Here is a 19,025-nt window from a genome sequence, read left to right on the forward strand (position 1 = left end):
GACAAGGCCCAGGCTGACGGCGAACTCACCCGCCGCGGCGAGGAGTTCGGGCCGGGGGTCCCCGGCCTGCGGGGCGCCCAGGTGTCGTACCTCCACGAGAACGAGCACAGGTGGCCGTACAGAGGGGAGCCGGACGGCTTCGTCTACGGCTCCATCCAGACAACGGACGACGAGCGCCATGAGGCCGTGGACGACCGGGAGTCGGTGGCCCGACGCGATGTTTGTGGGCAAGCGGTGTGACGTCGCCGATGGCGGGGGTCTACTCATCCGCGACCGCGGGCGCCGTCTTGGGTTCGGAGACTCACTGGCCCAACGTCTTCGCCGTGATGAAGGCTCTGGCCGGCCGATTCGGCGACGACGGAGTCCGATTGGTCGTGGCGTTCGACTGACAGCGCCTACCGCAAGCCTGACCTGCGCGCCTTCGAGGCGGCGCGCGAGTTTGGACGTGTCCCCAGAGAACTGCCTTTTCATCGACTATGTGCTGTAGGCGGCTGCCTCGACCGGCCCGGCCGGGGTGCCGCTGGCGGGTGCTTCACAGCCTCCCAGCTCGCGAGGACGAAACAGCACACCGTCGCCGAGGCCGTCACCTTCTGAGCAGACATCCACCCGCCACGGCCCGCCGCAGATCAGGCCAACACTCGACGAAGCCCTGCGTCTCCACCCGGGCACTCATGGCAATCCCGAGAGCTGACCCTTGCCGACACGCCGGTTCACAGGGCGGTGGCTGCCTCAGGCGCACGGGGCGGCGGTGCGTTGCGGTCATGCCGGTCACTTCGGTACTTCCCCTTCGTCAGCGCAACACTCGGCAAAAGGCCGCCGCATGTCCCCATGTCCCTACGACGGCCACGAGCCGAGGGAAGCCGTCGATCGGATAACCTGACCGCTGCCTCGGCGCGGACGATGACGCTCCGGGCTTCGGATGCATGCTTCCCGAGGCCTTGTCCGGGTGCGTCCAGCAGCCGCAAGGAGAAGACATTGTTTGGCAGACACCTGAGAGTGGCCGGTGTGACGGCGGTCCTGCTGGCGGGGCTCGTCGCGTGCTCCGGCGGGAGCGGGGGTGCCGACGGCGGCACGGGCTACGTGGTCGCCGCAGACAAGAGCGGCGGCGCCGCCACCAGGCAGACTCCGCCAGAGCCGGACACCGTCTCCGGGCGCCGGGACACGCTCCGCCACCTCCCCGTGCAAACCGCTCGGGCTACCCGGCCTCATCTGGTCAGGAAGTGCACCACCGGTACCCGGCGGGTCAGGCACACGTCGAGTTCGGGCGCGGGCACCAGACGGCGAACGCGCACCTGGTACACCAGCGAGCGGTACACGTCCTGTAGAGAGGTCCGCACCGGCACCGAGAGCTACCGGCGGATCGTCCGTCCGGAGAAGTGGTGCGTGCGTCTGGACGACGTGGACGGCGACAAGGCCAGGGACGACATCTGGTACCGGGTCACCAGCGCGGTCTACGACGACGCTCGGGACACAGACAAGCACGCCCGTATGGAGTTCACACCGACCGGCAACGGCTGCTGAGTACGCCCCCCCTTCAAGCGCCAGGTCGGTCGCACAGGGCTTACAGGCCGGCTCCGACCAGGAGTTCCGCCTGGTCGTCTGATCCCCGCAACCCAAGTACCTCCCGGGCCGAATGACCTTCTGGCGGCCGCGCAGGGGGACCAGCGATGTACGACGGTCGGTGACCTGGGTCCGGACGCGGACGGGGGCAGGGCGGTGCACCGAATTCTCCGCACACGGGCTGGTCGTAGGTGCTACCGCGCTCTTCCAGGCGAATCGTGCCGGGCAATTCGCCAGCATGTGATGCTGCAGGCGAGCCGCAGCCGGTTGTATGCCCGCACCCTCACATCGGGGGGACCTGCGCCGAGCGGTGATACAGGCCGACGTGGGTGGTCAACCGCCGCAACACTTCCGGAGGTGGGCAGCGTGGGCTTCGCGCGCGGGCCACGCACCAGTGGCGCCCGGACGGCCTGGGCACCGACGAGGCGCACCGCGACGGCGACATCCGCGCCCCAGCCGATGGCCTCCGCCTGTTGGAGCCCTGACCACGCTGTCGGCCGCTCGGAGCTGTCCGGCGCAGCGGCCCCGCAGACAGGAGGAGCAGGGTTCCACTGCTGGGCCTGCGGGGCCGGTGCATCACTCACCTGCCCTGCGATGCGCCCGATACGCCCGATCTCTCCCAAGCCTCGTAAGACAGAGCCCACTTACGCCAGTGGGCCCGGCCGTGTCGGCCCGGGCCCACTCACGCTCGCGTGGCGCGTTCCTCGCGCCGAGTGTCTTCTCGTCTACCAGCGGTACCAGCGGCCCTTGCGGCCACCGCTGTCCGCCGTACGGACGACGAAGCCCAGCAGCCACACGACGAGCACGATCACCGCGATCCACCACAGCGCCTTCAGCGCGAAACCCGCACCGAAGAGGATCAGAGCCAGCAGAAGAACCAGAAGCAGGGGAACCATCGTTATCAACCTCCTGGCCACCATGTGCCCTTACCTCGTCCTGACAAGCCCACAAAGTGGCAGTTATTTCCGCGAGGCACGGGGCATATTCACGGACCTGCGCGCCATGCATCGTGCCCCCACCACGCCCATCACGCACCGCCCGTCCAACGGTCTGCCGACGAGCGTCGCGTACGTCCTTGCACGGAGCGGTTGAGGTCGTCGTGGTCGCAGCCGTAAACCCGTTCACACAGCAACTGTGCTCATCGCGGTGCTGGAAAAGATCCGCGGACCCTCGCGGCCCTGCGCGTCCGGCCTCGGAGCTGAGACGCCATCTCACAAAGAGATCGGCCGGTACGCCAGAGCCTGATCGACCACCTGGTCAGCCGAAGACTCACGCTCCGGCGGCCAGATGATGAAGCCGCTGACATGACCGGACGGGTCTGCCAGGGCCTGTCCAGCCTGCAGATCAGCCGACCCGCCAGGCCAGCGCGCCCGCCCCTCGATCGCGGACGAAGTCGTTAACGCAGGGCCATGGGCTGCTGGGCATCAGCGACGCCGTCACGCATCATCTTGTCCACCACCGCCTTCTCGGGCAGGCGAAGCTCGTCGGCGATACGGGTCAGGCCGGGCTCATCCAGAGTGATCGCCGCCGGGTGCCTCGGCGCCGCGCTCAACCGGGCCACGCGCGAAGCGTCGAGAGAATCACGGGTGGCATCACCGCCTCGTTGTTCGCGCAGACGTGCCGCCTGACGGGCGAGCTTCTCCCAGAAGTCCTGCTCGGGGGCTGCGGTGGATCGTTTGGTGGCGAGCGTCTTCGTCTCGATCACCAGGCGATGCGCTTCCATGCAGACCGGGCGAGCAAGGTCCTGGTCGTTCAGCGCGGCGAGGACGGCCTCCAAGGACGCTGCACGGGCTGCCGCGTCGTCCGCCTCCAACACTGCACCCCGAGTGGCCGGCAGCGTGAGCCAGAGCAGCAGGCGCGCTGTCGCGGCAACGGCCGTCCTCGGGATCCACAGCACCCACTCGCTGGTCTTGCCCCGGATGTTGAAGGTCCGTGCTCCGGCCGCCACTTCTTCCGCACCGAAGGCGAGAGCATTGACATTCCAGGAGATGTACGCGGTGTCGTTGGCTCGCATGGTCCCCGACCCGGCGGTCAGTGACTCGAGGGCCATGGCGACGAACGCGCGAGAACGGACATTGCGAGGAGCCGCGTAGGCCATCGCATGGGCGATGGCGGCAACGCGTTGCTGGGGCGGGTAAGCGGCCCAGAGCGGAAGGCCGACAACAAGGCAGCGCTTCCGGAGGTACCCGTAGTGGGTGACCGTGACCGAGAACTCCGGAGCGAGCTGGACCGCATCGGGGGGCCGCACTCCGCACGTGTCGGCTATGCCGCCCAACAGGTCGAACAACGCCGGGGCGTCTGCCTCTCGCAGCGTGGGCAGGTCGGGATTCAGCTGTCCGATCCGCGGGCGCAAAGCAAGTACCAGGCCCAGAAGCACCAGGCCTATCATGGGCTGAACAACCGTGCGCAATCCGATGACGATCAGCAGCACGCTGCCGATGAACAACGCGGCCGTCACGAGATGGACCATGCCGGCGACCGCGTACGCGGCTGCCGTTCTGGCTTTCACGCGCGTAGCGCTTACTGGCAGACTTCGGCGGTCACGTTCCACGAGTCCCCCTTGCGGTGAACGGCTGGTGCCGTTCGAACACGTGGTGATCCGACCATCGCCGCAGAGCCCGGGCAAGCGGTCTGAGCAACATCTGAGCCTCCCCGCCGAAGAGGGGGTCCGCGTCGGCCCGGGATGGTCGAACTGGACGTGTATGCGGCCTCCGGCCGCTGGAGCACTGTCGAACTCGGTGCTCCTACTTGATCGGGTGCTTGTCGAGCCAGACGGACAGGTGCTGGGCTCCGCCGAAGACCTCATCCCGGTTCGAGCGGGCCGTGGCGTGTTCGATGCTCTCGCCGTCCTGAGCCCCACCCAGGTCGGCCCCCTCCGCGATACCAGCCTCCATGGTGTCGATCAGCTTGTACGCCTCGGTCCAGAAGTCGGCGCCCACCGTCTTGTTGGCGTTCATCGCCTTGCGCAGCGTCCGTGCGGATCTCATGAGCGCCTGCATTCCGTCCCAGCACGAGTTCGGCGCGATCGACTCGCAGGACTCGGACGCGACCTGGTCCTGGAACGCCGCGGCCGCTTTGCTGAAGCTGGGCGCCGCGGCGGTCTTCTCCGGCTTGGCGTCGGTCTCCGCATCACCACCGCAGCCGCTCATGGCCGCCACGCTCACGGCCAGGACCACGCCCACGGCCGTCTTCCCCCACATCTGTCTCCCCATGACCGGGGATCATCGCACGCACCGGCCGGTACACGACAAGGGCCTCGGCCGGGGCGCGGCGGGGCCCCTCGGCCGGTCTGCGGTCGGACCCGCGCGGCTTTCATGGCCGGGGCTGCGTCGTTCCGGCCGCGTAGACGGACATGTTTGATTCGGAAGTCGGTGAGGACCGGTACCCCGGCGTCCCGGACAAGCCGGCGAGGCGGCGCCGAGGGACGCGGCGTGAACCTCCGTATCGATCTCGCGTGGATCCTGGCAGTGGCCCAGCAAATTCCGGGACGTCGCCGGGTCGTCGACTACGGCGTCCCGGTCGCGGCGGAAGCACGCGCCACGGGGAGGAAATCCTCGACGATGAGGTCTACGCGACCGAACCCCATCACAAGGCCGCGGCGCTGCTGTGCGAGCTGGCGAGAAACCCCAGCCTGGAGATGCGGAACCTGCTTTTCGCGGCCTACCTGTCGGCGTGCGGGATGCGAGCGAGTCCCGGCCTGGACACCATGCTCTGTGCCCGCACCGACCTTGGCAAGTGATGATCCCCGTCTCGAACTCGTGCTGCATCGGCCCTACGGACAGCACCCGGCCGGGCATTCAGCGCTCTGCTCGCGCCTACCTGCTCCGGGCGCCCGAGCCCTGGCCCCGGTCATGGCCTGCTTCCTGAGGCGCCGTGTGTCGTCGCCATAAGTGGTGTCGCCGAGCCGCTCCAGGCCGGCGATGCGTCGTCGTCGAGGCCCGCATTCTCGCCGCCTGTCCGGCAACCTCCCGCAGCCGAGGACACCACAGCTTCACGCCCCGCGCCCGGAAGTGTCGAGGCGCGGGGCGGGCATGCTGCCGTACAAGCTGCGAGCTTGGAGCGCTCGTCCAGCGTACGGAGGCGCACCGGCTGCAACCGGCTGTGCGAAGCCCGACGTGGTGGTGGCGGGAAACGGTTGTGGGTGTACGGGCCGCGGTGGAGGCGGCTGTGTGCGCGGCACCTCCGGAGGGGGTGGCGCGGGCGCTCGCCACGGCGAACGGGGCCATGCGCAGGGTGAGTCAGCGGTCAGTCAGAACCGTTCAGCAGTTCCTCAGCCCGGTCCCTGGCCGCGGCCACCTCTCGCTCGGCGAGGCCGCACAGCCGCAGGCACGACGACGCGATGGCGTCCGTGTCGGCCGGTTCCGGCTCGCGGGAGTGCCGTATCTGGATGACGACCTCCACGAGCTGGATCAGCAGTTCGCCGATCCGTTCGGCGGGCATGCTCCGCGCGACCTCCCCGGTCGCCGCCAGGGCGCCGAGGACGCCGTAGTTCGCCTGGAGTCGGCCCCGTTCGGCGCGGAAGGTGTCGAACCGTTCGGTCCGCACCTCCGGCAGCAGATAGAGCGTGCCGATGTTGTAGGTGGTGCCGGCGAGGGTGCGTACGTCCAGGGCGGCCACCGCGTAGAGGGCGGCGGCCGGCTCGGCCCGCTCGGGCACCAGCGCCCGGATCCGCTCGACCATCCGCAGACTGGGCCGTACGGATGTGGCCAGCAGCTCGGCGAGGATGTCCTCCTTGGTGGCGAAGTGGTAGTACAGCGAGGCCTGGCGGATGCCGACCCGTTCGGCGATCGTGCGGGTGCTGGTGCCGGCGATTCCGCGTTCGACGAAGAGAGCCCCGGCGACGTCGAGGATCTGCTCGCGGGCGGAGGTGCCGGGGTCGGACGGCGGCGTGTGCCGGGGCCTGCCTTGACGGGGACGCGTCGTCGTCATGGGCCCATCCTGCCACCCCGGGGCCGGGCACCCGGCTGGACCCGGCAGGGAGACGGCTGCTGCGCCGCCGTCGCTCACGAGGAGGCCGTGTACGCACGCCAGCCGCCGAAGCGGGTGATGTCGGGCGCGCTCTCGATGGCGTACGGCTCGACGAGGAAGCCGCTGACCTGCCGCCCGTCGGCCAGTTCCACGGTGCCGATGGTCATCGGCGGGGGAACGGCGGCGGTGAACGTCGCGAAGCCCGCCGCCGGAAGCCGCCAGATCTCGCCCTCGATGCCCGTCAGGGTCAGGTCGCCCTTCCCGGAGCCGCGCGCGGCCTCGGCGCTTGGCCCGGTGGCGACGCCCTGCCCGGTCGGGGCGACCCGGGCCAGGCCCGGCCGGGGCGGGTCGGTGGGCAGGGCGTACAGCCGGTAGCCGGCGGCCGTGCGCGCCGGACCCACCAGCGTGCCGCCCGCCTGCACCACCTGGGCGTTGAACGGCTGCCCGGTGAGATGGGCGCCGACGACGAACAGGTCGAGCCCCGGGTTGGCGAGCCGCTCGGCCAGGACGGCCAGGGCGCGGTCGGAGAAGGCCGGCCCGGTGAACATCACGCCGAACGGCAGGCCGTCCACGAACCCCGCGGGCACGGCGAGCGAGGCGCAGTCCAGCAGGTTCGCGAAGTTGGTGAAACGGCCCAGCCGGGCATTGGCGCCGACCGGGTCGGCCGCCACCTGGGCGAGGGTGGGGTGCCAGGTGGTGGTCGGGGTCAGCAGCGCCGCACAGCCGTCGAGAAGCGCGCGTCCGGCGGAGCCCAGCGCGGCGAGGCGCGCGGTGTCGGCTGCCCAGTCGGCGGCTGTCTTCTCCCGGCCGGCCAGCACGAGGGAGGCGACGGTCGGATCGAGGCCCGTGCCGATCAGGTCGCGGTGCTGTTCCAGGTGCGCGCCGACGGCGGCGTACCGCTCGGCGACGAACGCGCCGCCGTACAGCAGGTCCGCGGCCTGGAGCAACGGGGTGATGTCGGTCTCGACCATCTCCGCCCCGGTGCTCGCCAGCCGGGTGACCGCGGCGGCGAAGGCCTCCCGCCAGCCGTCGGCCATGTCCTGGAGGTGCCGGGGGGCCGGGACGGCGATCCGCGGGCGGGCGGGGGGCGGGGGGAGCGGGGCGCCGGTGCGCGAGAGCGGGTCGGACGGGTCCGGGCCCTCGATCAACTCGGCTGCGGTGCGGGCGAGTCGCAGGTCGCGGGCGAAGACGCTCACGCAGTCGAGGGTGTAGCAGGCGGGGACCACACCGGTCACGGGCACGAGTCCCTTGGTGGGCTTGACGCCGACGATGCCGTTGAGGGCGGCGGGCACCCGCCCGGAGCCGGCCGTGTCGGTGCCGAGTGCGAGATCGGCGATGCCGAGTGCGACCGCGACGGCGGAGCCGGAGGACGAGCCGCCCGAGACGCGGTCCGTGGCCCAGGCGTTGCGCACCGCGCCGTACGGGCTGCGGGTGCCGACGAGGCCGGTGGCGAACTGGTCCAGGTTGGTCTTGCCGAGGACCACCGCGCCGGCCGCGCGCAGCCGCGCGACCGCGGGCGCGTCGGCCCGCGGCACGTACGCGTACGACGGCGCGCCCGCTGTGGTGGGGAGGCCGGCCACGTCGATGTTGTCCTTGACCGCGATGGTCAGGCCGGCCAGCGGCAGCGCCGGGTCGATACCGGCCGCCTCGGCGAGCGCCTGCCCGCGTGGCCTGAGGTGGATCCAGATCTCGGGTCGGCCGGCGTTCACGGCGCGGTCGTAGGCGGCTGCCACGCGTGCGGCCGGTGTCATGACACTCATGCTCGCACCGCCGCGAGGATCTGGCCGGGCGCGACCTGTTCACCGGGCTTGACGTAGATCTCCAGCAGGGTTCCGGCGGCGGGGGCGTGCACCTTCGACTCCATTTTCATCGCCTCCAGGGAGAGGATCGGATCGCCGTCGGCCAGGGTGGCGCCGGGTTCCGCGGTGATCTGCCACACGGTCGCGGTGAACGGCGCGGTGACGGGGACCGCGCCGTCGGGGACGGTGACGGCGGTGGGTGCGGTCGCGGGTGCCGGATCGTCGTCACGGTCGAACTCGCCGGCCGCGCGCCAGCGCTGCCTCTCGGCCTCGAACGCGGCGTTCTGCCGCTGCCGGAAGGCGGCGATCGAGCCGGCCTCGGCGGCCAGGAAGGCGTGGTGCTCGGCGATGGAGAAGGTGCCCTCCTCGACCGGGAAGTCACCGCGGCCGGCATCGGTCTCGGCGCGCAGTTCGAGCAGTTCCTCCGCGGTGACGGGGTACCACTCGATGCGGTCGAAGAAGCGCAGCGCCCAGGGCGCGTCCTGGAACAAGCCGCCCTTGCGGAACCGGTTCCAGACCTGCACGGTACGGCCGACGAACTGGTATCCGCCGGGTCCCTCCATGCCGTAGACGCACAGGTAGGCGCCGCCGATGCCGACGGAGTTCTCCGCGGTCCAGGTGCGGGCCGGGTTGTACTTGGTGGTCACCAGGCGGTGGCGTGGGTCCAGGGGGGTGGCCACGGGAGCGCCGAGGTACACGTCGCCGAGTCCGAGCACCAGGTAGGAGGCGTCGAAGACGGTGCGGTAGACGTCGTCGGCGCTCTGAAGGCCGTTGATACGGCGGATGAACTCGATGTTCCAGGGGCACCAGGGGGCGTCGTCGCGCACCCCGGCCATGTACCGCTCGATGGCCAGCCGGGTCGCCGGATCGTCCCAGCTGAGCGGCAGCCGCACCGTGCGGGAGGGCACCACCAGTTCGTTGGTCGGCGGGACCTCTTCCTCCAGTTCCCGCAGCAGTGCGGTCAGGTCACGGGCCCGCAGCCGGCGGGGGTCGGTGTGGATCTGGAGGGAGCGGATGCCCGGGGTGACGTCGACGACGCCGTCGGGCGCGTGCGCGGCCAGGGTCTCCTGCAGGGCGTGCACCCGCATGCGCAGGCCGAGGTCGAGCACCATGGGGCCGTACTCGACCAGGACGTTGTCGTCGCCGTCCCGGCGGTAGGTGACGGCCGGCCGGGCGTCGGTGGCCTCCAGCCGGCCCAGCACCCCGTCGTCACCGTCACCTCCGGAGCTGGTCAGCACCGGGTAGGCGCGGTGGTCGTCGAGGCCGGCCGCGTCGGCTTCCTTGACCGGCACGAAGCGGACGGTGTCACCCGGCCTGAGCTGGCCGAGCTTCCACAGGTCGCCGCTGGCGACCACGGCGGGGCACACGAACCCGCCGAGGGACGGCCCGTCGGGGCCCAGGACGATCGGGGTGTCCCCGGTAAAGTCCAGCGCACCCACCGCGTACGGGGTGTCGTGGATGTTGGAGGGGTGCAGTCCGGCCTCGCCGCCGTCCTGGCGGGCCCACCGGGGTTTCGGCCCGGTCAGGCGGATGCCGGTGCGGGCCGAGTTGTGGTGCACCTGGTAGTCGGTGGCGTAGAGGGTGTCGATGTCCTCGCGGGTGAAGAACTCCGGTGCCGCATGCGGGCCTTCGGTCACCCCGATCCGCCAGTGCGAGACGATCGCGGGCCGTCGCCCGGGCGGGGTCGGGCGGCCGTCCGTGGCCGGGCCGGTGCCGGGCCGCAGGACGTCCCCGGCGCGCAGCGCCCGCCCGCCGTGCCCGCCGAAACCGCCGAGGGTGAACGTCGAGGCGCTGCCGAGGTACGCGGGCACGTCGATGCCGCCCCGGACGGCCACATAGCTGCGCAGTCCGGGCCCCTGGCACGTGCCGAGGACCAGGGTGGCGCCGGCCGGCACCGGCACCGGTTCCCACCGGGCCACCGGGGTGCCGTCCACCGTCACCGGGACGGGGGCGCCGGTGACGGCGACCACGGTGGCGTGTGAGAAGCGCAGGGTCAGCCCGCCCGCGGTGACCTCCAGGCCCGGTGCCGTCTCCGGGTTCCCGGCGGCGAGGTTGGCCTCGGCGAACGAGACGGCGTCGAACGGCCCGCTCGGCGGCACGCCCACGTGCCAGTGGCCGAGTCGGCCGGGCAGGTCCTGCACGGTGGTCAAAGGGCCCGGCACCAGCACGTCGATGCGCGGCTCGGGGTCGTGGGCGGTGTCGAGCGTGCTGGTGCTGTGTACCGCCTCGCGCACCTCATCCCGCGCGGTCAGCGCGCGCAGCAGGCCCAGGTTGGTGACGATGCCGTCCACCCGGCTCGCGTCCAGGGCCCGGCCGAGAAGATCGAACGCGGCGTCCCGGCCGGCGCCCCTGGCGATCACCTTGGCGAGCATGGGGTCGTAGTACGGCGAGATCTCCAGACCGGTTTCGGCGAAGCCGTCGACTCGGACGCCGGGCAGGGCGTCCGCGCCCTCGCCGGGAAAGACCGCCCGGGTGATCAGGCCCGAGGAGGGCAGGAAGGCCTTGCCGGGGTCCTCGGCGTAGACGCGGGCCTCCACGGCGTGCCCGGCGGGCGCCCATTCCCGCTCGAACACCGTGTCGTCGACCGTGCCGTCACGCGCCAGCAGCAGCATGAGCTCGACGAGGTCGACCCCGTACGCCTCCTCCGTCACCGGGTGCTCCACCTGGAGGCGGGTGTTGACCTCCAGGAAGGCGGCCTCCTCGCGCACGGGGTCGTAGACGAACTCCACGGTGCCCGCGCCGCGGTAGCCGACCGAGGCGAGCAGCCGGCGCGACGAGTCGTGCAGCAGGGCGCGCACCGCCGCGGGCAGCGCCGGGGCCGGGGCCTCCTCGATCACCTTCTGGTTGCGGCGCTGCAACGAGCAGTCGCGGTCGCCGAGCACGGCGATCCGGCCGGTGCCGTCACCGAAGACCTGCACTTCGACATGGCGTGCGGGACGCACGAGGCGCTCCAGGAACACACCTGCGGAGCCGAAGTGGGACTCGGCGAGCGCGGCGACCCGCGCGAAAGCCTCGCGTACTTCGCCGGCCGTCGCGCATGCCTGCATGCCGATGCCGCCGCCCCCACCGGTGGCCTTGACCATCACCGGCAGTCCGATCGAAGCGGCGGCCGTGACGGCCTCCTCGGCGCTCGCCAGCAGCTCCGTCCCGGCCAGCAGCGGCACCCCGGCGGCCTTGGCCAGGGCGCGCGCGGTGTGCTTCTCGCCGAAGGCGGTGATCTGGTCGGCGGTCGGCCCGGCGAACCTGAGGCCCGCCTGCTCCACGGCGCGCGCGAAGAGGGTGTTCTCGGAGAGGAAGCCGTAGCCGGGGTGGACGATTCCGGCGTCGTGGGCGAGCGCGGCCTCGATGATCGCGTCGCCACGCAGGTAGGAGTCGCGGGCGGGTGCCGGGCCCAAGTGGACCGCGTGGTCGGCCTCGCGGACATGCGCGGCGGCCCGGTCGGCGTCGGAGAAGACGGCGACGGTGGCGAGCCCCATTCTCCTGGCGGTACGGATCACGCGGCGCGCTATCTCACCGCGGTTGGCGACGAGTACGGCGGTGGGACGGATCATGCGGCTCCCTCCGCAGTGTCGGCGGCCTGCGCGGACCGTGCGCCGTCGGCGACATGCGGGGACCGTGCGCCGTCGGCGGACTGCACGGACCGTGTGCCGTCGGCGGCCGGGGCCGGGTCCACGACGAGCATCCGCAGCGGGGTCGGGTTGAAGTCGTTGCACGGGTTGTTCATCTGGGGGCAGTTGGAGACCAGCACCAGGACGTCCGTCTCGGCGCGCACCGCGACACGGCGGCCCGGCGCCGACATGCCGTCCACGATGCCCAGCGCCCCGTCCGCCTCGACGGGCACGTTCATGAACCAGTTGAGGTTGGAGACGAGGTCCCGCACCCCGAGACCGCGCCGACCGGCCTCGGCGAGGAAGTTCTCCCGGCAGCCGTGCTGGAACATCACGTGGTGGCCGTAGCGCAGGGTGTTGGACTCCTTGCCGCAGGCGCCGCCGATGGTGTCCTGGCGGTCGATCTCGTTGGCGACGACGGTCATCAGCGCCCGGCCCTCGTTGCTGCGCAGTACGGTGCCGGTGCGTACATAGGCGTTGCCCTGCCAGGCCAGGGTGTCGGGGACGCTGTAGCGCTCCTCGGGATCGTGGGCGTCGTAGAGCAGGCAGTCGGCCGACTGGTTGCCGCCCACGTCGACGATCGTCAGGACGTGCCCCCGGCGCACCACCGCCGACCAGGGCGCGGTGGGGGCCACCGTCTCATCGAGTACGACGGCGCCCTCGACCAGGCTCGCCGCCCGGTCCAGGCGGGTGCCCTCCGCGTGGATCGCGCCGACGGGGACGGTGGAGGCGACGATGCCGCCCGAGACGGTCGGGTGGGTGACGGGTGTGTTCCCGGTCGGTGTGGTCGCCATGTCACAGCCCCCTGGCTTCGCAGTAGTCGACGGTGTTGAGATACGCCCGGTGCAACTCGGGTGTGGTGGTGAAGCGCGGCTCGCCGGGACCGGTCGGGGCGCCGCGCCAGGCGTGCACCCGCAGGGGGCCCACGACGTAGTCCGGGCGTGGGTCCAGCGGGTGGGTGACGTTGGCGACCAGCACCAACAGGGGCATTTCTGCGACGAGTTCGACATGTGTGCCCGCTCCGGCGCTGCCCTGCCAGCCGAGGGTGCCGTCCGCCTCGACGCGCACGCCCTGGAAGATGGACACGCTGGGTGGCAGGTCGCGCCGGCCCAGGCCGTGCTTGGCGGCCGCCTTGAGGAAGAGCCCACGGCCCGACGGTGACGGGCCCTCGGGCCGGGCGTCACCGTACTTGCGCTCGTTCCAGGCGTCGGTCGTGGTTCCGCAGAAGGCGTCGTGCCGGCCGGAGGAGTCGGCGCTCACGACGGCCAGGACCCGGCCGTCACCGGAGAGCAGAGGATGGTTCTCGCTCAGGTAGGCCTGCCAGGGCACCTTTTGGGTGTCGGCGACGTTGAGCCGCTCGACCGGTTCCAGGGCGTTGAAGAGCAGCAGGTGGGCGCAGGCGTCACCGGTCGGGTCGTCGAAGCGCAGCCGGGTGCCGCGGGCGAGCACTTTGTGGCTGTAGCCGCCGGGCGCCACCGTCTCGGCCCACACCAGGGCGGCCGGGTCCACTCCCGGCGGACGGTACGGGCTGCCGGACGCCGGAAGGTACGGCATCCACTCCCCCGGCCGCCCGCCCTGGGCACGGGCGTCGTGCCGGGCGCTGCGGACACTGTCGGTCGAACGCAGATCACGGGTGCGGGCGGTAACCCGCCCGGTCGGGCGCCGGCCGTGCGGTGTGCCGGCCGTCGAACTGTCCGCGGTGGTCATGGATTTCCCCTAGTCCCTTCGTCGGTGCGGGGGCGGTGTCGCTGCTCGCGTCGCCGGGCCCTCGGGCGGGCTGGGCCCTCAGGCGGGCTCGGCGACGGCTGCGGCCTCGCGGGGCGGCTCTGTGTGCGTGTGCGGCACGTGCCGCAGCTCGATACGGCGGTGCAGCCGGCGGCCCAGGAAGTAGCCGGCACCGACGGCGAGGCTGAGCCCGATGAACAGCAGGGCGCTCCAGCGCAGCCACCAGGTGCCGCCGGTGAGGTCGTAGATCTCCGCACGCGGCCAGATGAGATTGACCGTCATGCCGGCCTGGTAGAGCACCGCGACCGCGTTGACCGCCACTGCCCACCGGCCCAGCGAGAAAAGGGGCCGCCCGGTCTCGTCGACACCCGCTGGGAGCCCCCCGGCGGCCCGCCGCCGCAGTCGGCTGACCAACAGCGGCACAGTCACACCCAGGTAGGCCAGGTACAGCAGAGCGATGCAGAGGCTCGAGAGCGCGGTGAAGATCGCCGACTGGTGGATGTTCACGAGGAGCACGGCGGCGGCCCCGGCGCCCACCACGATCGACGTGGTGACCGGTGTGCCGGTGCGGGCCGAGACCTTCGCAAGGTGCCGGTGGAAGGGCAGGGCGCCCTCGCGCGCCATGGAGTACATCATCCGCGCCCCGGAGGTCTGCACCGCCAGCGTGCAGGCGAACACCGCGACCGCCACACAGCACAGCAGCAGCCGGCCCACGACCCCGCCGAGCCGGTCGGTGAGCACCCAGGACAGTCCGCCAGCGGCCAGCTTGCCGTCGGTCAGGCTGCCCGCCGCCATCAGCCCCGACAGGATCAGCAGGGCCCCGCCGACTCCCGAGGTGATCAGCGCCCGCAGGATGGTCCGGGGAACGGTGCGGCGCGGGCTGTGGGTCTCCTCCGCCAGCTCGCCCGCCGAGTCGAAGCCGACCATGACGTACGCCGCCATAAGTGAGGAGGCGAGAAAGGCTCCGGCATAACCGCTCTGTCCGGCCGAGCCGGTGTGGTGGAGTACCACCTGTGGCCCCCGCTCGGGCAGGAAGAACAGCACCAGGACGAGCGCGATCACGCCGATGATCTCGACCGTGACGCCGAAGCTGGTGGCGGCGGCCATGTGGCGGATACCCAGGATGTTCACCGCCGTGGTGACCACCAGCAGCAGGCAGCCCAGCAGGACCGCGTTGCGCGCGCCGGTCGCCGAGCCGACCGAGGGATCGGCGCCCGGTCCCCCGGCGATCTGGAAGCCCGACCAGATGCCCGGCAGGACCGCCTGAGCGGCGATCGCGGCCGCCGCGACGGTGAGGATCTGCCCGATGATCATGATCCAGCCGACGAACCAGCCCGCCGTGGTACCGGCCAGCCGGCTCGACCACTGATAGATCGCCCCCGATATGGGCCAGCGCGCCGCAAGTTCGGCGAAGCAGAGCGCGACCAGCAACTGGCCCGCGAAGACCAGCGGCCACGTCCAGAAGAACGACGCGCCGCCGAGGCCGAAGCCGAGCCCGAACAACTGGAAGACGGTGGTGAGGATCGACACGAAGGAGAAGCCCGCGGCGAAGGACGCGAAGCCGCCCACTCCGCGCCGGAGTTCCTGCTGATAGCCGAGGGGAGCGGTCCTGGTTGTGGCGCCGCCGTGCTGACTCTGCCCTGGGGGGAGTTGGGGCCGGCTCATCACCGCACCTCCGATCGATCGACGGATACCTGTCACCTGACAGGTATGGCGATCGTCGGCCGGACCGGTCTCACGCCCGGGTCGGGCAAGTTAACTTCGTGTATCCGCAGCGACGAGAGCGCCCCGCCATGGTCTTCGCGGTCCCGTAAGAGGGCGGCTGCCCCCGGGCCCGGCATGACTGCTGCCCCCTGTGCCGCTGGTGCGTCCGCTGCCACTCCACGCTCTCGGCGGGGCCGGAGCCGGGGCCGGCCCTCAGCGGCCGGCCTCGCCGCCGCATCGCAGAGGCGGCCCGGCTCACCCGGTGGCATGGTCGTACGGGCCGGGTTCCGAGTGAGCGTGGTCCGGTTGTGGCCTCGTGTCGGCTACGTTGGTGGGCTCAACCGTTGTCACCGCTGACTGGTACTGGAGCAGTCAGTCACGTGGTTGAAGCGTGGTTGAAGGTGTTTAGCAAGGGTATTGAGCATGCCGCACCCGAGTCGAGGTGATCCGGGATCATGAAGCATGCTCCCGAATGACTGGCACCTCACCCAGGACGTCGATGACTTCCTCGCCCGAGCGGGAGACTTCCTGTGCTCGCGCGCCGCCCTGCACAACACGCCGCTGACGGACACCGAGAAGCTGCGGATACGTAGGGCGGCCGACCCCGACGCCGAAGCCGCCGTTTTCGGCCGACTGGAGGCACATGGCGAGGTCCGCGCGATCTTCTATCTCACCCCCCGCGGACGCCTGGGCCTCACGCCCCTCTCCGTCGAGCAGACCGACGCCCTCTCTGCACTCCTTGCCGGCCTCGGCCACTCACCCGCCAACGTCATCGCGGACCATGACACCGCTGGCGCTTTCGCCGAGTCGTGGCAGCAGCACACGGGCGCGGCGCCAGCACCTTACTGGCGCACCCATCTGTACCGTCTCGGCGCGCTCACCCAAACCGAGCCACGCCCGGAAGGCCAGGGGCGCTTCACGGGCGGAAAGGACCGTCAGCAAGTCGTGCGCTGGTGCCGTGAGTTCTGTGTCGACGTTGGGGAGCAGTCCTCCATCGACTTGATCGACGCCGGCTCGTGGGAGAACTCGCGTTTCGGCGACAGGCACTTCACGTTCTGGGAAACCCCGGAGGGCACCCCCGTCTCGATGGCGGCCGCGACCTCGGTCGTCGGCGGCATGGTCCGGGTTGACCCCGTCTACACCCCTGCCCACCTCCGCGGCCGCGGCTACGCGGGGGCCGTGACGGTCGAGGTGAGCAGGGCCGCGCTGGCCGCGGGGGCGAGGGACGTTGTCCTGTTCACGGACCCGGACAACCCAACGAGTAACGCCCTCTACCAGCGCCTTGGGTACGTCCATGTCGCCGACTTCGCCGGATACAAATTCTCCTACGGCGCGCCAGAATTCGGGGGCGGATCGTGATCGAGGCAGACACACCCTGCCGGTCGTCAGGGAGCGGGGACGTCAAACTTGAAGGTCGTTCCTCCTGGTACGCGCAGCGGCTTGTCGGAGGGGCCCTTGATGCGGAGCGGGATGATCTCCTCGCGATGTTCGTGGTGTCCAAGGGCGGTGTCGTTGAGTTTGAGGTGCAGGTAGGGGTCGAGGCAGGTGCTGCGGCGGTAGGGCGGTACGGGCCGGCGGCATGACCACTGCGCCCGCCGGAGGACCGCTACACCGCCTCCAGCTTCCTGAACGTGCGGGTGGCGGACATCCACGGCTTCTGCGCGGCAGCCCGCGCCAAGGGAGCCGAGTTCCTCACCCCGCCTATGGGCCGCCGCGCCGACCTGCGCTGCTACATGCGCGACCCGGATGGCTACCTCATCGAGGACGGCCAGTCCACGGGCCTGCTCAAGGGCGTCCTGGCGCGCACCGATACCGAAGCCTGACCACTGCACCGCGCTGCACCGCTGACCGAATTCGTCAGAAGCGACGGACCGGATCCGTGATTCCGCCGGGGCACGCAAGCGCCGCGATGTCCCATCCGGCGCGTCCGGCCCCGGCCTGGTAGGCGCTTTCGTAGAAGGCGAGCACGGCCGCACGTGGATCGGCCTCGGCGCGGGCCGCGTCGTAGCGCAGCACGGCCAGGTGGCTGTCGCCGCGCGCGACCCACTGCGCGGACGCCGGGCTCAGCGGCGCTTCGGTCAGACCGGCGGGCTCGGGGGCGGTGTACGAGTAGAACGCGGGCTCGGCAAAGGTGTCGTCGCCGAACCAGAAGCCGAAGCTGATCACCTCCGAGGAGTACGCCTCCCGGGTGACGGGGTCCGCCTGCCGGGGCTGGTCGACCCGGCGCCCGGAGAACCGGCTGTGGGCGATGTCGAAGGTGTGCCAGAAGTGGTGCACCGGGCTGGCCTTTCCCGAGAAGCCCGCCGCGAACTCCTCCAGCACGGACGCCACCTGGCTCAGCACCCGCCAATAGCGGTTTGCCGCCACCGGGTCGTAGGTCGCATGCTCGGTGTCCTCGGCGAACGGCCGGTCGGCGTCGGGTAGATCGAAGGGCCTGGGAATAGCGATGCTCACCCGGATGCCCAGCGCGGCCAGAGCGGCCAAGATCTGGTCGTAGAAGGACGCGACGGACTGGCCCGGAAGCGGAAAGGACCGCTCTTCGCCGTCCAGCGTCATGACGACGAGCCGGTGGTCGACGAAGTCGAAGTCGACCGTGAAGACCGGATTCCCGTCGACCTGACCCATCGGACGGGTGGTGATGCCGCGCCCAGTGACATGGAACGGGACGTTCCACCAGTGGTTGCGCCGGGAGCTCGCGGCCAAGCGAATCTTGCCGACAATCTGCGCGAAGCGGTGCAGCGTCTCCTTCGTGTCCCGCCACTCCGGCAGCGGCGCCGGCGGGAACAGCTCCATCGCCTGCCCCTTCCCGCCCAGCGCTCCCGCGGCGGCCGGGCTATCTCATCATGACCCCGCAGGGGACATCCCGCACGCCGCCCAGGGAGCGGTTCAGCCCAGCCACCGCACGGGCCGCCACCCAGGTCCCGCCGTCGTCCGGCCAACGGCGGGAACCTGGCGGGCCACGTCATGACAGTCACGGGCGCATCCCACCCGGCGCCAGTGACACCCGGCTCCCCCGAAGCCAAGAGCCCTGGTTCCAACATGCGTGACCAGGTTCCACCTACCGTGTCCCGGCTCACCTACGCGCCGACTTTCGCGCCCGGCCGCCAACTAACGTGCTCAAGCGCCACCTATCGCGCTCAGTCTCATGTGACTGTGCGCGATACCTGACCCGGAGGGACAACTCCCATGCTCAGAATCCGGCCCGGCGATCGGCCCAGAGCACGCGTGCCGCCGGCTCTGCCAATCAGTGCAAACCCGCACTGGTGCTGGTCGGTGCCGAGGCGGCCGACGGCGTCAGGCAGGTCAGGCCACCGTGAAGTCCGAGAAGGCTGCGAGGAGCCTCGCGGCATGCTTTCGCACGGCTTCATCCTGGTTGATGATGCGTCTTCGACGCCGGAGCGGACAACCCGGGAGTCGCCGTCAGCGAGAGCAGCGAGCCGGCGCAGGTGGTCGTCGCTTCCGGAGCCTCGCAGGCCCCTGCGGGATCTGCGTCCGATTCGGCGGACCGCCATGCGGCTACGTAAAACCGGTACACGAAGGCCACCTCCGCCGGGATCGAGGGCTGCTCCATCATGACCCGCGACCAGCTAGCCGACGCCCTTGCCCACACGGGCCGCAGCCGGAGCAAGTCGTAACAGAGACGACATGGGTGCGGTCGGGA

General features: G+C 71.0%; 12 protein-coding genes and 2 pseudogenes. 4 read left to right on the top strand and 10 right to left on the bottom strand.

Going from position 1 to position 19,025, the window contains the following annotated elements:
- Positions 1 to 240 (top strand): annotated as a pseudogene (locus V7E45_RS05640) (hypothetical protein); the annotation flags it as partial.
- 735 nt (positions 241 to 975) lie between these two features.
- Entirely contained in the window at positions 976 to 1,521 is a 546-nt protein-coding gene (locus V7E45_RS05645; RefSeq protein ID WP_333772960.1) for a hypothetical protein, read from the top strand.
- Between the two features lie 764 nt (positions 1,522 to 2,285).
- Here the strand turns inward: V7E45_RS05645 and V7E45_RS05650 are convergent.
- The 9 genes from V7E45_RS05650 to V7E45_RS05695 form a co-directional block, all read right to left on the bottom strand.
- Complete coding sequence (locus V7E45_RS05650) at positions 2,286 to 2,456, bottom strand: DUF5670 family protein (RefSeq protein WP_011113206.1); 171 nt, start codon at positions 2,454 to 2,456, stop codon at positions 2,286 to 2,288.
- A 500-nt stretch (positions 2,457 to 2,956) separates the two neighbouring features.
- The gene (locus tag V7E45_RS05660) at positions 2,957 to 4,069 is read right to left on the bottom strand and encodes a hypothetical protein (RefSeq protein ID WP_333772961.1); all 1,113 of its coding nucleotides are present in this window, start codon (positions 4,067 to 4,069) and stop codon (positions 2,957 to 2,959) included.
- Between the two features lie 235 nt (positions 4,070 to 4,304).
- Positions 4,305 to 4,772: a hypothetical protein gene (locus V7E45_RS05665; protein WP_333772962.1), complete on the bottom strand. Its 468-nt coding sequence runs from the start codon at positions 4,770 to 4,772 to the stop codon at positions 4,305 to 4,307.
- A 1,033-nt stretch (positions 4,773 to 5,805) separates the two neighbouring features.
- Positions 5,806 to 6,489 carry a TetR/AcrR family transcriptional regulator gene (locus V7E45_RS05670; protein WP_333772963.1) on the bottom strand — a complete coding sequence of 228 codons (684 nt, stop codon included), beginning with the start codon at positions 6,487 to 6,489 and terminating at the stop codon, positions 5,806 to 5,808.
- Between the two features lie 74 nt (positions 6,490 to 6,563).
- Positions 6,564 to 8,279 (bottom strand): allophanate hydrolase, encoded by a 1,716-nt coding sequence (locus V7E45_RS05675; RefSeq protein WP_333772964.1) that lies wholly within the window; start codon positions 8,277 to 8,279, stop codon positions 6,564 to 6,566.
- Between the two features lie 5 nt (positions 8,280 to 8,284).
- Positions 8,285 to 11,878: an urea carboxylase gene (gene uca / locus V7E45_RS05680; protein WP_333772965.1), complete on the bottom strand. Its 3,594-nt coding sequence runs from the start codon at positions 11,876 to 11,878 to the stop codon at positions 8,285 to 8,287.
- On the bottom strand, positions 11,875 to 12,729 hold the full coding sequence (locus V7E45_RS05685) for an urea amidolyase associated protein UAAP2 (RefSeq protein WP_333772966.1): 855 nt from the start codon (positions 12,727 to 12,729) through the stop codon (positions 11,875 to 11,877). Before V7E45_RS05685 ends, uca begins: the two co-directional genes overlap by 4 nt.
- Position 12,730: 1 nt before the next feature.
- The gene (locus V7E45_RS05690; protein ID WP_333772967.1) at positions 12,731 to 13,642 is read right to left on the bottom strand and encodes an urea amidolyase associated protein UAAP1; all 912 of its coding nucleotides are present in this window, start codon (positions 13,640 to 13,642) and stop codon (positions 12,731 to 12,733) included.
- 78 nt (positions 13,643 to 13,720) lie between these two features.
- A complete protein-coding gene (locus V7E45_RS05695) occupies positions 13,721 to 15,325 on the bottom strand; it encodes an amino acid permease (RefSeq protein WP_333772968.1) in 1,605 nt (534 codons plus the stop codon).
- 501 nt (positions 15,326 to 15,826) lie between these two features.
- On the opposite strand from V7E45_RS05695, the gene V7E45_RS05700 reads away from it, so the two are divergent.
- Positions 15,827 to 16,723 (top strand): GNAT family N-acetyltransferase, encoded by an 897-nt coding sequence (locus V7E45_RS05700; protein WP_333772969.1) that lies wholly within the window; start codon positions 15,827 to 15,829, stop codon positions 16,721 to 16,723.
- 227 nt (positions 16,724 to 16,950) lie between these two features.
- Positions 16,951 to 17,187, top strand: a pseudogene (locus tag V7E45_RS05705) (VOC family protein); the annotation flags it as partial.
- A gap of 34 nt (positions 17,188 to 17,221) precedes the next feature.
- Here V7E45_RS05705 and V7E45_RS05710 read toward each other — a convergent pair.
- The gene (locus V7E45_RS05710; RefSeq protein ID WP_333772970.1) at positions 17,222 to 18,157 is read right to left on the bottom strand and encodes a DUF5996 family protein; all 936 of its coding nucleotides are present in this window, start codon (positions 18,155 to 18,157) and stop codon (positions 17,222 to 17,224) included.
- Between the last annotated feature and the right edge of the window lie 868 nt (positions 18,158 to 19,025).

Origin of the sequence: Streptomyces sp. IBSBF 3136 (assembly GCF_036815105.1) — a bacterium.
GTDB lineage: Bacteria > Actinomycetota > Actinomycetes > Streptomycetales > Streptomycetaceae > Streptomyces.

Coding starts and splice junctions, on each gene's coding strand:
- V7E45_RS05690 (WP_333772967.1), bottom strand. CDS start 13,642: ATGACCACCGCGGACAGTTCGACGGCCGGCACACCGCACGGCCGGCGC.
- V7E45_RS05670 (WP_333772963.1), bottom strand. CDS start 6,489: ATGACGACGACGCGTCCCCGTCAAGGCAGGCCCCGGCACACGCCGCCG.
- V7E45_RS05700 (WP_333772969.1), top strand. CDS start 15,827: ATGCTCCCGAATGACTGGCACCTCACCCAGGACGTCGATGACTTCCTC.
- V7E45_RS05665 (WP_333772962.1), bottom strand. CDS start 4,772: ATGGGGAGACAGATGTGGGGGAAGACGGCCGTGGGCGTGGTCCTGGCC.
- uca (WP_333772965.1), bottom strand. CDS start 11,878: ATGATCCGTCCCACCGCCGTACTCGTCGCCAACCGCGGTGAGATAGCG.
- V7E45_RS05675 (WP_333772964.1), bottom strand. CDS start 8,279: ATGACACCGGCCGCACGCGTGGCAGCCGCCTACGACCGCGCCGTGAAC.
- V7E45_RS05685 (WP_333772966.1), bottom strand. CDS start 12,729: ATGGCGACCACACCGACCGGGAACACACCCGTCACCCACCCGACCGTC.
- V7E45_RS05695 (WP_333772968.1), bottom strand. CDS start 15,325: ATGAGCCGGCCCCAACTCCCCCCAGGGCAGAGTCAGCACGGCGGCGCC.
- V7E45_RS05650 (WP_011113206.1), bottom strand. CDS start 2,456: ATGGTTCCCCTGCTTCTGGTTCTTCTGCTGGCTCTGATCCTCTTCGGT.
- V7E45_RS05710 (WP_333772970.1), bottom strand. CDS start 18,157: ATGGAGCTGTTCCCGCCGGCGCCGCTGCCGGAGTGGCGGGACACGAAG.